This window comes from Atribacterota bacterium, assembly GCA_028703475.1.
Taxonomy (GTDB): domain Bacteria; phylum Atribacterota; class Phoenicimicrobiia; order Phoenicimicrobiales; family Stramentimicrobiaceae; genus JAQVMU01.
On sequence record JAQVMU010000045.1, the window covers coordinates 1 to 13,636 of the forward strand.

13 protein-coding genes and 2 riboswitches are annotated in these 13,636 nt (G+C 32.9%); of the genes, 11 read left to right on the forward strand and 2 right to left on the reverse strand.

The window, feature by feature from the left end; genetic code table 11:
* Window positions 1–55: 55 nt before the first annotated feature.
* Window positions 56–1,717: a carbon-nitrogen hydrolase family protein gene (locus PHQ99_05785; GenBank protein ID MDD4289078.1), complete on the reverse strand. Its 1,662-nt coding sequence runs from the start codon at window positions 1,715–1,717 to the stop codon at window positions 56–58.
* 198 nt (window positions 1,718–1,915) lie between these two features.
* Between PHQ99_05785 and PHQ99_05790 the strand changes: the two genes are divergently transcribed.
* The 9 genes from PHQ99_05790 (at window position 1,916) to cysK (ending at window position 9,616) form a co-directional block, all read left to right on the forward strand.
* Window positions 1,916–3,268, forward strand: a complete 1,353-nt coding sequence (locus PHQ99_05790) for a replication-associated recombination protein A (GenBank protein ID MDD4289079.1) — start codon at window positions 1,916–1,918, stop codon at window positions 3,266–3,268.
* A gap of 19 nt (window positions 3,269–3,287) precedes the next feature.
* On the forward strand, window positions 3,288–3,533 hold the full coding sequence (locus PHQ99_05795; GenBank protein MDD4289080.1) for a MoaD/ThiS family protein: 246 nt from the start codon (window positions 3,288–3,290) through the stop codon (window positions 3,531–3,533).
* Between the two features lie 41 nt (window positions 3,534–3,574).
* Window positions 3,575–4,723 carry a D-alanine--D-alanine ligase gene (locus PHQ99_05800; GenBank protein MDD4289081.1) on the forward strand — a complete coding sequence of 383 codons (1,149 nt, stop codon included), beginning with the start codon at window positions 3,575–3,577 and terminating at the stop codon, window positions 4,721–4,723.
* 118 nt (window positions 4,724–4,841) lie between these two features.
* Window positions 4,842–4,926, forward strand: a riboswitch (cyclic di-GMP riboswitch).
* A 61-nt stretch (window positions 4,927–4,987) separates the two neighbouring features.
* Window positions 4,988–5,626: a C39 family peptidase gene (locus PHQ99_05805; protein MDD4289082.1), complete on the forward strand. Its 639-nt coding sequence runs from the start codon at window positions 4,988–4,990 to the stop codon at window positions 5,624–5,626.
* Window positions 5,627–5,667: 41 nt separating this feature from the next.
* The gene (locus tag PHQ99_05810) at window positions 5,668–5,874 is read left to right on the forward strand and encodes a hypothetical protein (protein ID MDD4289083.1); all 207 of its coding nucleotides are present in this window, start codon (window positions 5,668–5,670) and stop codon (window positions 5,872–5,874) included.
* Between the two features lie 173 nt (window positions 5,875–6,047).
* Complete coding sequence (gene nikR / locus PHQ99_05815) at window positions 6,048–6,464, forward strand: nickel-responsive transcriptional regulator NikR (GenBank protein MDD4289084.1); 417 nt, start codon at window positions 6,048–6,050, stop codon at window positions 6,462–6,464.
* 41 nt (window positions 6,465–6,505) lie between these two features.
* Window positions 6,506–7,579: a redox-regulated ATPase YchF gene (gene ychF / locus PHQ99_05820; GenBank protein ID MDD4289085.1), complete on the forward strand. Its 1,074-nt coding sequence runs from the start codon at window positions 6,506–6,508 to the stop codon at window positions 7,577–7,579.
* Window positions 7,580–7,752: 173 nt separating this feature from the next.
* Window positions 7,753–8,478 carry a Sir2 family NAD-dependent protein deacetylase gene (locus PHQ99_05825; GenBank protein ID MDD4289086.1) on the forward strand — a complete coding sequence of 242 codons (726 nt, stop codon included), beginning with the start codon at window positions 7,753–7,755 and terminating at the stop codon, window positions 8,476–8,478.
* A 241-nt stretch (window positions 8,479–8,719) separates the two neighbouring features.
* The gene (gene cysK / locus PHQ99_05830; GenBank protein ID MDD4289087.1) at window positions 8,720–9,616 is read left to right on the forward strand and encodes a cysteine synthase A; all 897 of its coding nucleotides are present in this window, start codon (window positions 8,720–8,722) and stop codon (window positions 9,614–9,616) included.
* 171 nt (window positions 9,617–9,787) lie between these two features.
* Here cysK and PHQ99_05835 read toward each other — a convergent pair whose 3' ends face one another.
* Entirely contained in the window at window positions 9,788–10,675 is an 888-nt protein-coding gene (locus PHQ99_05835) for an EamA family transporter (protein MDD4289088.1), read from the reverse strand.
* A 283-nt stretch (window positions 10,676–10,958) separates the two neighbouring features.
* On the opposite strand from PHQ99_05835, the gene PHQ99_05840 reads away from it, so the two are divergent.
* Both PHQ99_05840 and PHQ99_05845 read left to right on the forward strand, forming a co-directional pair.
* The gene (locus PHQ99_05840) at window positions 10,959–11,945 is read left to right on the forward strand and encodes a lipoate--protein ligase (protein ID MDD4289089.1); all 987 of its coding nucleotides are present in this window, start codon (window positions 10,959–10,961) and stop codon (window positions 11,943–11,945) included.
* A gap of 127 nt (window positions 11,946–12,072) precedes the next feature.
* Window positions 12,073–12,190, forward strand: a riboswitch (molybdenum cofactor riboswitch).
* Between the two features lie 44 nt (window positions 12,191–12,234).
* Complete coding sequence (locus tag PHQ99_05845) at window positions 12,235–13,494, forward strand: molybdopterin molybdotransferase MoeA (GenBank protein ID MDD4289090.1); 1,260 nt, start codon at window positions 12,235–12,237, stop codon at window positions 13,492–13,494.
* Window positions 13,495–13,636 lie beyond the last annotated feature (142 nt).

A 13,636-nucleotide genomic window follows, 5' to 3' on the forward strand; every position in this document is an offset into this window, starting at 1 on the left:
AAGGTTTTAAAACTTAAAAGAAATATTAAAAATTATACCAATTATTTAGTAATTATCAAATATTTTTATCAGAAGCAAGTAGATGGTAAGATTCAGGCTGTCGACCAAGAATAGCATCAGTATAAGGCACAATTATTTTGTCATTAGCCAGATTAATAGAAAGTTTGGACATGCTTGCCATTTCCGAATTTTCAAGACACCCTGCAATGATTTGTCCCGATGGGTCGGTGATAATGCTGTGTCCATTATAATTCTTCCCAATACTGTTTGGGCATAAAATAAAAATCTTATTTTCTGCACTTCTTGCCCTGCAAATTTTTAAATGCTCATCGATAGAGAATTGACACGGCCAGATAATAATTTGTGCACCTTTTAAGGTTAGTATCCTGGCAATTTCGGGTAAATAACCCTCATAATCCAACATCAAGCCAATTCTACCAAGCTTTGTATTATGGACTTGAAAGTCATCTTCACCTGTATTAATTTTACTTATCTCATCGAATTCAAGATGTGTTTTCCTGTATTTTCCAATAATTTCTCCTGATTCGATAAGAAAAATTGTTTTATATCTTTTGCTGTCTTCCTGTTCACTCAAGACAATAGAACAAATAGCTGTTTTGTCTTTTGTCAGCTTTTTTAATAAATTTATAATAGAATGACTTTTTTGTTCAGAAATATAATTATTCTGGGAAAATGAAAATAAATTTACTTCCTGTGTTTCGAGGGTTTGAAAGAAATACTCTATTTTTTTCAGGTAATCATATGAATTCATTGTATCTTCTGTTTGAATGACTGTAGCAAAGGGGTATTTTACTATTTTCTCAGCCTTTTTAGTTTCATCTTTTTGAAAAGTCAAGTTAGAGGATGGCAAAGTAAGTATTTTATAATTTTTCGGCCTCCTATGCTCAAAAACATCTATTGTATTTGCTAATTTTTTATCATGAGATTTGCTGAGATCTATATCCTTTATTAAAATTTCTTCCAGGTTAGATGAAGCCATTGCTACAGTCTTTCCTTCGGGTGAGAAGAAGGAACTTTTTCCGCAATATTGAATTGATTTTTCTTCGATTCCGACCTTGTTGGCTGCAACAATCCAGACCTTGTTTTCCATAGCCCGGGTTGGCAGCATATAATCAACTTGAGGGTTAGACCATAATTTTTTTTCCAGACCATTGGTAACTAAATTAGTGAGATCCAGCAATAGTTCTGCTCCCTGCAGTGCCAGACAGCGTGCTATCTCCGGGAGACGTCCATCTGCGCAAATAAATATACCAATTTTACCAATTTTAGTATTAAAAACAGGATATTGATTACCACTCTGGAACCAAATATTATCAAAATGCCACAGGAAAGCTTTTCTAGTACGACCTACTTCTTCTCCCTTATCATCAATCAGAAAAGCTGAATTATACAGTATATTTTTTTCTTTTACATATTCCGGAAGTCCAACCGTAATAAAAATCTGGTATTTCCGGGCATAATTTTTGATTTCTGACAAAAATTGTACGGTTATATCAGAAAGAGTTTTGTAATTATCAATTATCTGTGGAGATAAAAAATAACAGGGATATGTACATTCCGGAAGAACTATCAAATCTGGTTTTGATTTTGCCGCCTTTTCTATTAATTGGAATATTTTTTCCCTATTTTCGGAATGCCTTGCATAAGACTTAGCTTCTATTTGAAGGCAGGCAATACGGATATTATTTTTTTTCATAGTACTCTCCTAAATATTAATGATTTTTGATAACCAGACCACAGAATTCATACAGTTATCTTATAGGTCTATTATAATCGGATAAACAGTGATGGTAAAATAGTCAATTATTATAATTATAACGTATTAATTGATTGTAGTTTTAAAAATAGATAAAAAATGGTAAGATTAATAAATAAAAAATTTAGGACAACAACAATGAATTTATTCCATGAACAGGAAAAGAAAAAGGAAAAATCAGCTCCCCTGGCAGATAGGATGAGGCCAAAAAGTCTTGATGGCTTTGTCGGGCAAGAAAAGATAATCGGCAAAGAAAAACCATTAAGAATAACTATTGAAAAAGACAGGTTACAATCAATTATCCTTTGGGGTCCGCCTGGTTCCGGGAAGACCACCCTTGCGATGATTATTGCCCAGATGACTAAAAGTCATTTTGTGCAATTCAGCGCTGTAACATCAGGTATTCCTGATCTAAAAAAGATGATTACAGATATTCATCAACGTTGGACTTATTATCAGCAAAAGACTATTCTCTTTGTGGATGAAATTCACCGATTCAATAAAACCCAACAAAATGCTTTTTTACCTTATGTAGAGGATGGAAGTATAATATTGATCGGTGCCACAACAGAAAATCCTTCCTTTGAAGTAATTTCACCACTATTGTCCCGCTCACATGTTTATGTTTTAGAATCCTTATCTGATGAAAATCTTTATAAAATTATAAAAAGGGCTTTGCAGGACAAAGAAAACGGATTGGGAAATTTACTGATAGAAATTGATGATGAAGTTATTAATTTTATTATACGCTTGTCTTATGGGGATGGTCGTATCGCTTTAAATATACTGGAATTTGCTGCTACTGCAAATTCTCCTGATGCGGGAGGAATTATAAGAATTAATAAAAAAATGATTCAGGAGATTGTACAAAAAAGCAGCCTGCGTTATGATAAGACCGGAGAAGAACACTATAATATTATTTCTGCTTTACATAAAAGCATGCGTGATTCTGATCCGGATGCTGCATTATATTGGGTAACACGCATGATAGAATCCGGTGAAAATCCTCTATATATTGCAAGAAGACTTATCAGGTTTGCCTCAGAGGATGTGGGTAATGCCGACCCCTCAGCTTTGGCTGTTGCTGTTTCAGCAATGCAGGCAGTCCATTTTTTAGGTATGCCTGAAGGGGATCTTGCACTTATTCAGGCTGCAACATATCTATCCACTGCACCAAAAAGCAATGCATTATATAAAGGAAGACAAATAGCCGGTAAAGACATAAAAACATATGGTCATTTACCTGTACCATTGGTAATCCGTAATGCACCGACAAGAATGATGAAAGAAATGAATTATGGCAAGGGTTATCAATATGCTCATGATTTTCAGGATGCTATTGTCAAACAACAGCATCTTCCCGATAAACTTAAAGATAGAAGATATTATTTTCCAACTGACCGGGGTTATGAAAAAGAAATAAAGAAAAACATATTATTAATTAATAAATACAAAAAGGATAATACTGAAAAGAATAATCAATTCAGCTAAAATAGAAGGAGAGATTATTGTGGAAATTAAAATCATACTTTGTCATGGACTTGAAAAAAAATATAAGAATTATAATAAAGAACAGGGAATACTGTTAGATTTAGAAAGGCCGGTTAGTATCAAATACATTATCAAGAAGAATTTTTCTAAAGATATACAAGAGACAGCCGGTATAATATTAGCTAATAAAAAAATTGTTGATATTAATTATCAAACCAAAGACGGAGATGTTATAGAAATATTTCCTTTAATAGGAGGAGGTTAAAATTAATATTTTCGTTGAAATTTTTAGAAAAGGAAAAATAAATGACAAAACAAGATAAAATTAGAATAGGGATTTTATTTGGTGGGAAATCAGGTGAACATGAAGTCTCTTTTTGCTCTGCTTCTTCTATAATTGAGGCAATAGATAGAGAAAAATATGAAATTATACCAATAGGAATTACCAAAGATGGCTGCTGGTTGTCATCTCAGGAAAGCATAATTGCTTTGCGGACTGGCAAAATTGAAGGAAAAAGCAGAGTTGCCTGGAAATCGGGGTCAGGTAATCATCAATTGATAGTAATAAACAAAGAAATGGGCAATATTAATTATTCCACTATTAAAAAATTGGATGTCATTTTTCCAGTCTTGCATGGTCCTTTTGGAGAGGATGGTACAGTTCAGGGATTGTTAGAGTTAATTAATATTCCCTATGTAGGAGCAGGTGTATCTACTTCTTCGCTGGCAATGGATAAGGATTTAATGAAAAAAATGTTTCAGCAGAGCAATCTTCCCCAAACTAAATGGATTACCATAAAAAGGAGAGAATGGAGCTCAAAAAAAAATAAGATATTAAATAAGATAAATAATGAACTTACTTATCCCCTGTTTGTAAAACCTACTAATCTTGGTTCAAGTGTTGGTATAAATAAAGTAGAAAATGCATTAAAACTTGAGGAGGCAATAAATATTGCAGCTCTATATGACCGTAAAATTATTATTGAAGAAGGAATAGAAGATGCCATTGAGGTTGAATGTAGTGTGCTTGGAAATGATAAGCCGAATACCTCTGTAATTGGAGAGATTGTACCTGCCGGAGAATATTATGACTATCAATCCAAGTATATTGATAAAAGTACCAGGTTAATAATACCTGCCAGAGTGCCGGATAATATTACAAAAGATGTGCAAAAAATAGCAAAAAAAGCTTTTTTATCAATTGATGGCTCAGGTTTAGCCCGTGTTGATTTTTTTGTTCAAAAAATTGATAATACTTATAAGATTTTTCTTAATGAAATAAATACTATGCCCGGATTTACCCGTTTCAGCATGTATCCAAAATTATGGGAAAAAAGCGGAATCGGATTTTCTAAGTTGATTGACAGATTGATAGAGCTTGCCTTTGAAAGATTTCAAGACAAGATTTTAAATAGAACAGATTACCCGTCAATTCTACTGGAAAAAAAATTTTAAAAATATTTTAAAAATATTGTCTAAAAATTTTTAAATAGGGAATAATTATAGTAGAATAGTAAAAAAGTATATTGATAAATAAATAATTTTATTAATGCAACTATTTGCGTTTAATAAAGGTTGAAAAAGGCAAACTATTCGAAAGAATAGGGCGCAAAGTTATGGGCCTAAAGTCGAAAGACTATGGTCGCCAAACTGCCACCTTTTTTTATTTTGCCCAAACTTTGCCAGCTTTTTCTGCCTATAAACAGGAGAGTAGATAATATGAAAGTTTGGGATAAAGTAAAAAATATATCAAAAATAATAATAATCTTAAGTACAATCTTCTTATTAACATCTTGTAGTGGTGTTGTACCGGAAACAGACCTTCCTACATCAGAACAGGAAAATATCCTTACTGATAGTTTGACCCCTGAAATTGAAAGCAAGTCAGATTCTACTTCCGTATATTTAGAAGTCCCATATCAAAAATATGCCGGAACAAATTGGTGTTTACCTGCTACAGCATCAATGACTTTAAGTTATTTTGGCTTACCGATGACACAACAGGAATTGGCAAAAGAAATTATTAAACCTGACGGTTTGGGAGATATATATAAGATGGTTAAATTAGCCGAGAATTTAGGTTTTAATTCCTCGTTTACTGCATTAACCATAGAAGAGATCGAAGATTATTTATCAAACGATATTCCTATAATAGCAATTCAGGAATATAAAGATAATAATCCCCTTGCCCATGCCAGGGTTGTTATCGGCTTTGACGCTGACAAAAAAGAGATAATAAGCAATGATCCTACAATCGGAAAAGATTATACCATGTCGTATGAAGAATTTATGAATTTAAATCTAACTGCCAATTCAAAATATTGTATGTCAATTGTTATAACTCCAAATTATATATAAAGAAAAACAGCAAATGACCTTCGGAAAGGAGCTGTTTGAATATGGATATCACGAAAAGTAATTATGATTATTGTGAAGTATCAAAAGATCAGGGAAAATATTTGGTGCAATATGGTTACCAGTTTTACGGTGGGAGAATAATTTCTCCTCCAATTAAAATTGGTGAAAGAAGTTTCTCAACTGAAAAAAAAGCATTGCGTTATGCAAAAAAAATTTCAGACAGGGAATGTATCCGATTGAATAAATAAACAGATAATTTCTTTAAATTAAGAATATATAAAAATAACATAGAAATTTACAAGACTCTTTGATTAAAAAACGAAGAGTCTTTTTGTTTGTTATGACAGCTTTTTGAGATTGCCCCTCTTAATATATTGTGTTATGATTTATAATAAAAGTGTTATTATTATAAAGGTGAAAAATGTCTCATTTGGTAAGATTCAGTATTTCTCTGGAAGAAGACTTGCTGAAAAGGTTTGATTTTCACATTAATGAACAAAAATATAAAAACCGTTCTGAAGCCCTGAGGGATTTGATTAGAGAAGACCTGGTATCCAGAGAATGGCAAAAAAATGAAAAGGTTGCCGGCACTATAACTTTGGTATATGAGCATCACAAGAGAGGTTTAGTTCAAAGATTAACTGCATTACAACACGAATATCATAATATCATTATCTCTACTCAGCATATTCACTTAGATCATGATAATTGTCTTGAAGTGATTATTGTACAGGGGAAAGCACATGCCCTGAATCAGCTTGCCAACAAATTAAAAGCAGTTAAGGGTGTTAAGTTCGGTAATCTGGCCATGGCAACCCGTGGTAAAGAATTAATATAATTCTTACTTAAATAATAACCTTTGATAAAACAGGAGAAATTATGAATATCGGTATTTTAGGATTGCCTTTAACTGGCAAAACCACTTTATTTAATCTTTTAACCAGCCAGCATAAACAAACAGATTCTTTTACTTCACGAAAAACAAAAAATGTTGGTGTTGTAAAGGTGGCTGATGAGCGTGTTGATTATCTGAGTTCGATTTATCAACCAAAAAAAACTACCCATGCCACTATCGAAGTAATTGACATACCTGGTATTTCACCAGATTTTTCTGAAAAAGAGAAGCAGGATATTTTTAGTCAAATACAAAATATTGATGCTATTTTAATGGTTGTTCGAGTCTTTGATGATTCGTTGATTCCCGGGGATTCCAATCCGTTACATCAAATTGAGTCTTTGGTTTATGAAATACTCTTAAGGGATTTAGAAGTAATAGAAAATCGCATAAACCGACTTAATACAGCCAAAAGAAAGCTGACCAACCAGGAGGAATTGGAAAAGAAAGTCTTAGAAAAATGTTACCAGCATCTAAGTAATGATCAATTATTGATTACTCAAAACTTAACAGAGGAAGAGTTGCGAACAATAAGCGGGTTTAGTTTATTTACTTTAAAACCGATTATTGTGGCAATAAATCTTGATGAAAGTCAATTGAATAAAGATGAATTCCCAAACCAGGATAAATTTAACCAATTTATTCAGAATCATCAAATGGCAAGTATTCCTATATGCGGAAAACTGGAAATGGAAATAAATGAATTGGACCAGGAAGAAAGGAAGCTTTTTCTGGATGATTTAGGATTCAATGAAACAGGTATTGAACGGTTATCCCATGTTCTTTACCACCATCTTGGATTAATATCTTTTTTTACTGTGGGTAAAGATGAAGTCAGGGCATGGACAATTCACAAGGGTACAAAAGCAGTTAAAGCAGCAGGTAAAATCCATAGTGACATTGAGAGGGGTTTTATTCGGGCAGAGGTTGTCAGTTTTAGCGATTTTAAACAGTTAGGTACAATGCAAGCGGTAAAAGAAAAAGGTCTGTTAAAAGTAGAAGGAAAAGAAACTATTATTGAAGATGGTGATATTATTAATTTCAGATTTAATGTTTGACTCTTAAAAAACCATCTTTCTTATGAATAGGCTTCTATGATTTTAGATATTTCTGGAAGTTTCTCATAGTTTAATATATTAAACAGAATATAATAATAAGATAAAGGAGTTTTTAGGGTTATACACCCCAAATCAATAGAATGAATACAATAGACCAAGAGCAAGTAAAAAAAGTGGGTGAGCTGTTAAAAAGTTCAAGATATACTGTCTGCTTAACCGGGGCAGGAGTAAGTACTGCCTCCGGGATTCCCGATTTCCGTACACCTGGTAAGGGTTTATGGTCTAAGGTAAATCCGATAGAGGTTACCAGTATTCAGGCTTTTCGGGATAACCCTTCCCGCTTTTATAAATTCTATCGTCCCAGAATTGAGGAGTTACAAAGGGTTTCTCCTAATCCAGCCCATAAAGCCCTGGCTAAATTAGAAGATGCAGGATATTTGCAATTTCTAATAACCCAGAACATCGATAATTTACACCAGAGAGCGGGTTCTAAACATATTATGGAGATTCACGGTAACTTAAATCAAGCCATCTGTAATCGATGCGGGGAAAGAATATCCTCACAAGAATTAATTAAAAGGATTGATGAGAATAAAAATGGTATCCCCTATTGTCAGTGTGGTGGTGTTTTAAAACCTGATGTAGTATTATTCGGTGAAGCACTTTCCAATATTGAAGAAGCAATTGATGAGGCCAGTAAAGCAGAGTTATTTTTAGCGATAGGCTCTTCATTGCAGGTTTCTCCTGCAAACTTGTTGCCAGAGTATAGTATGGCAAAAAAAGGGAAACTGGTTATAATTAATTATATGCAAACCTACCTGGACAAGAAAGCTGCCATTGTTGTTAATCAAGATATAGGATTATTCTTAACTATTTTATGCCAACATTTAAATATATAATATTCTCTCGAATATTTTATATTTTCTGCCATAATTTACTTTAGTTTTATCATTTTCTATAAAAGCACTCTGTCTTTTCTGATGAAAAGCTAATGCAACAATAAATGTGCCAATATGTTATATTTGCTATGATAATAGATTTTTGATATTATGTTTAAATATTATTTAAATAATATTGATTAATAGTAATAAATTTTAAGGTTAAAATTATACCAGATAAATGGGATAGAAAGGCAAAAATATGCAAATTAATAATATAATAGAGGCAATTGGAAATACCCCCCTTCTAAGGTTAAATAAAATATCATCCGGAAATGTATTTGCAAAAGCTGAATTCTTAAATCCGGGTGGGAGTATCAAAGATCGTGTAGCAAAATATATTATTGAAGAAGCGGAAAAAGATCAGAAATTAAAACCAGGAATGACTATTATTGAGTCTACTTCCGGGAATACCGGTATAGGACTGACACTCATAGGAGTGCAAAAAGGCTATGAAGTTATTTGTGTTATGCCTGAAAATATGAGTGAAGAAAGAAGAAAGATTATCCAGGCTTTTGGCGGAAAAATAATTTCCACACCTGCAGAGGAGAGCTTAACAGGTTCTATTAAAAAAATGAAGGAAATTACCCAACAGGATCCGGAGAGATATTTTATTACTGACCAGTTCGTTAATCCCAAAAACCCTGAAACACACTATAAAATATTAGGTCCGGAAATATGGAGAGATACTAAAGGAGAAATTGATGTATTTGTTGCCGGAGTGGGAAGTGGAGGGACGCTGCAGGGAATGGGTAAGTTTTTAAAAGAAAAAAATCCTGCAATAAAGATTGTTGCAGTGGAACCAAAAAATAGTGCTGCTTTACTTGGGAAAGAACCGGGATTACATCAGATTCAGGGTATTGGTGATGGTTTTATTCCAGGAGTCCTTGATGTAAATATGGTTGATTATGTAATCACAGTGTCTGATGAAGAGGCTATAGACACTACAAGATTATTGTCAATTCAGGAAGGCTTATTAGTCGGGACTTCTTCAGGCGCGAATGTATTTACAGCTTTACATTTGGATAATGGGAGAAATCGGATAGTTACCGTTTTGCCTGATAGGGCAGAAAGGTATTTCAGTACTGCCCTGTTATAAAAAGTATATTAACAAAAAATGATAATATTTTCTTGTTGTAACAACATCCTAAATAATTAAATAATTTAAAAATACAATTTGTAAGCAGAAAATAATTTAATACTATTTTAATACTTTATTATAATTGTAAATTTTGATTTAAATGTAGCATGAATCATGCTGTTTTAGATTTTAAATCTTTAATTTGTTTAACTGAACTGTAACAACAGAACCTATTACCATCAATATACCCAATAGTTTTAATCCCCCAAGTTGTTCATTAAAAAATATATAAGAAACTATTACTGCTACTACAACTTCAACAGTGCTGATAATCCCGGCCTTCGAGGCCTCGATTCCTGTTGATAATCCTCCAATATAGAATAGATAGGCAAAGATAGTTGCAATAATACTGAGTGCGAGAGCATAAAGCCAGATAACCGGTCCATTCCCTTCCTGAAACAGGATTGCCGGTTGTGAGAATGGAAGGTAAAAAAGCAAACCGAATCCAAATGAATAAAATACAATAGTATAGGTGTGGCATTTATCAGCAATCGGTTTACTTAGAATAGTCAGGGAACCAAATGTCAGCCCTGCTGATAAACCCATAAATATCCCTGTAAAATTTAACTTGATACTTTCCCAGGAACCCCCGGTAACTGTTAAAAAACAACCAATTACACACAAAATAATTGCAATGATTTTATTGGTTGTGAATAATTCTTTAAAAAATATCCTGGCCATTATTGCAATGAAAACAGGTGCCGTATACATAAGTGTTACAGCTGTGGCAATTGAGGTTATTTTAATTGCAGTAAAATAGCTGATATTTAAAAGACATTGGCTTATTAATCCAATAGCAATTACATATTTTAATACATTGCAATTAATTTTTAATTTTGACCTGTCTGTAAAATACAGATATAAGAATAGTATGGTAAAAGAAAAGAACATTCTCCAGAAGATAATTGTAGAAAGAGGGAGCTGGGCTTCTAATAGTTTTTTAACAAAGAAGCCAGCAGTTCCCCAAAGACACCCGGCGATGGTAATCATAAGGTAGCCTTTTGTTTTTTTAAGCATAGCCAATTCCTTAATTTTAGTTGTTAGTCCTATCTGTAATCCATAACATAAAATTATAGAGTAAAACAAAGGCCAATTCAAAAGATATTTTTTTAAAACTCTTTTAATCTTGCTTTTAGTCAACTTGCAAAATAAATGATAATGTCTTACTATTTTGTTGAAATAACCAGTTTATTAAAAATACTATCGATTTATAATTGTTAAATGAATTCAATTTCAGAATATTAACAAAATTGTTTTTAAATGGTTTGATACAATGGATATTTTTCGAAAGGAGTAAGAAGTGAAGTATATTGATAGTCAATCCTGTAACCCCTATTTTAATTTAGCGCTGGAAGAACATATCCTGAAAAATAAAAATATTAAGGAAGATATTGTTTTTCTCTGGCAAAATACTCCGACTATTGTAGTAGGAAATAACCAGAATACTATAGAAGAAATTAATGTCCCATTTGTAAATGAAAAACAAATCAAAGTAGTGAGGAGGCTCTCAGGAGGAGGTGCAGTATATCAGGATTTAGGGAATTTGAATTTTACTTTTATAAAACGTAGAAGTAAACCTTCAGATACGGATATTAAAAAATTTGCCTTACCAGTTGTGGAGGCATTAAACAAATTAGGTGTTCCTGCTGAGTTAACCGGACGTAATGATATAAGTGTTGATAGTAAAAAAATTTCCGGGAATGCACAACGTCTTTTTAGAAACAAACTACTTCATCACGGGACTCTGCTTTTTGATACAGATTTAGAAATTATGGCAAAGGTATTACAGGTTGGAGTTGACAAAATTCAGTCAAAGGGAATTAAGTCAATACGCAGTCGTGTTACCAATATCAAGCCCTACTTTAACAGAAAAATTTCAATTGAAGAATTCCGGGAAGCTATTTTAGGTGAATTATTCCAGGGAGAAAAGTTTAATCAGTATTTTTTGAGTGAGAAAGATTTAGTGCAAATCAATAAATTGGTAGATACTAAGTATAGTACCTGGGAATGGAATTTTGGCTATTCTCCTCCTTATAGCATCAAGAATGCCCGTAGATTTCCCGCTGGTAAGGTGGAACTATTTATTGATGTAGAAAATGGTATAATAAAAAATTGTGAAATATTTGGAGATTTTTTGTCATTATCTGATATCTCTGAAATTGAAAAAGCATTGCAAAATAAGCGTTATGAATCGGAAACCATAGAGAGAACTCTATCCCAGTTCAATCTTAAATATTATTTCGGAGAAATAACATTACAGGAAATAATGACGGTGTTCTTTGGATAAACAATTATATCCAACCAAATGGAATGATGATTTTATATTTCACTGTGAATAACTGTACTCCTAAATTATTTATTATTCTTTGAAAAAATAGTTTGATTTAGGTATAATTGATAAGTTTATTAAAAAAATAAATAAATTTCTTCGAGCTGTTTGCTCTAAGGGTATAGCCTATGACAAACATCCATCAGGTTTATCAAGAAATTGTTGAGCCCCCCGTATTGGAAAGAAGAAAAAATATTATATCCTGTGCGGGAATACCGTACAGGATATATTTATATAAAGGAGTAATATGTTTCAGCCACTATTTAAGGTTATAACAATCGAAGAAAGCATAAAGATTTTCCGGGAATCTTTTGATTTTGATACTTTTTTTCAAAATCGTAAACAGAAAATCGAACTTAATCAAGCTTTTACAAGGGTGCTGGCAGAAGACATTGTTTCAAGGGAGAATATCCCTGGTTTTAATAGATCAACTATGGATGGGTATGCAGTTAAAGCCAGCGACACTTTTGGAGCAAGTGATAGCTTGCCAGCTTATCTTGATTTAATTGGTGAGATAAAAATGTCAGAAAAGCCTTCCTGTGTCTTGAAAAATGGTCAAGCTGTAAGAATATCAACTGGGGGGATGCTTCCAGAAGGAGCTAATTCGGTAGTTATGCTGGAATACACAGAAAATATTAGTTCCTCAATGATTGAAATAAGTCGCTCTGTAGCCCCCTGGGAAAATGTGTTACGGGAAGATGAAGATATTAAGAGTAATGAAAAAGTGTTAGAAAAGGGTTATTGTCTGAGACCGCAGGATATTGGCCTGTTGGCAGCATTGGGATGGGAGAGTATAAATGTATTTAAAAAACCAAAAATTGCAATTATTTCCACCGGTGATGAAATTGTTCCCATAAATCAAAAGCCTGAACCCGGACAGGTGCGCAATATTAATACTTTTATGCTGGGGGCAGCAATTAATCAACTTGGATGTATTCCCCACTATGCTGGTATTGTTAAAGATAATGAAAAAGTATTAACAAATGAACTTCAGAGTTTTAAGGAGAATCCTGAAATTGATTTAGTCCTGATTTCAGGGGGTAGCTCTGTTGGAGTAAGGGATTATACTTTGAAAGTATTGGATAGTTTGGGTTCACCAGGTGTTTTAGTACATGGCCTGGCTTTAAAACCAGGTAAGCCAACAATTATTTCTTTGAATGATGGGAAATTATTTATAGGTTTACCCGGTCACCCCGTTTCAGCTATGATGGTTTTTGAAAATGTGGTAAAAAAAATAATATATGAATTAAAGGGTGAGATTTTTCATTTTGAATATGAGAAGACAATTGATGCCTTGCTTGATAGTAATGTATTTTCAGATGCTGGCAGAGAAGAATATGTTAGGGTTGTTTTAAAAAATAGGCATGGCCAATTGTGGGCGATACCGGTTTTGGGCAAATCTGGCATGATTTCTTCTTTGGCTGCAGCTGATGGCTATATAACTATCAGGCTCAATCAGGAAGGTTTATATCAAGGGGAAAAGGTTACCGTTACCTTGTTCGAATGATATAGAATATACATATAAGATAAGGGGATAGTTATATAATTATGAAACGAAATATATATTTGAGTAAAATATCCTTAGAGGAAGCAAAGCAAAAACTTGAGAAAGCTATAAGCGAAGGATTAATTAAGTTGAATCCAAAAAA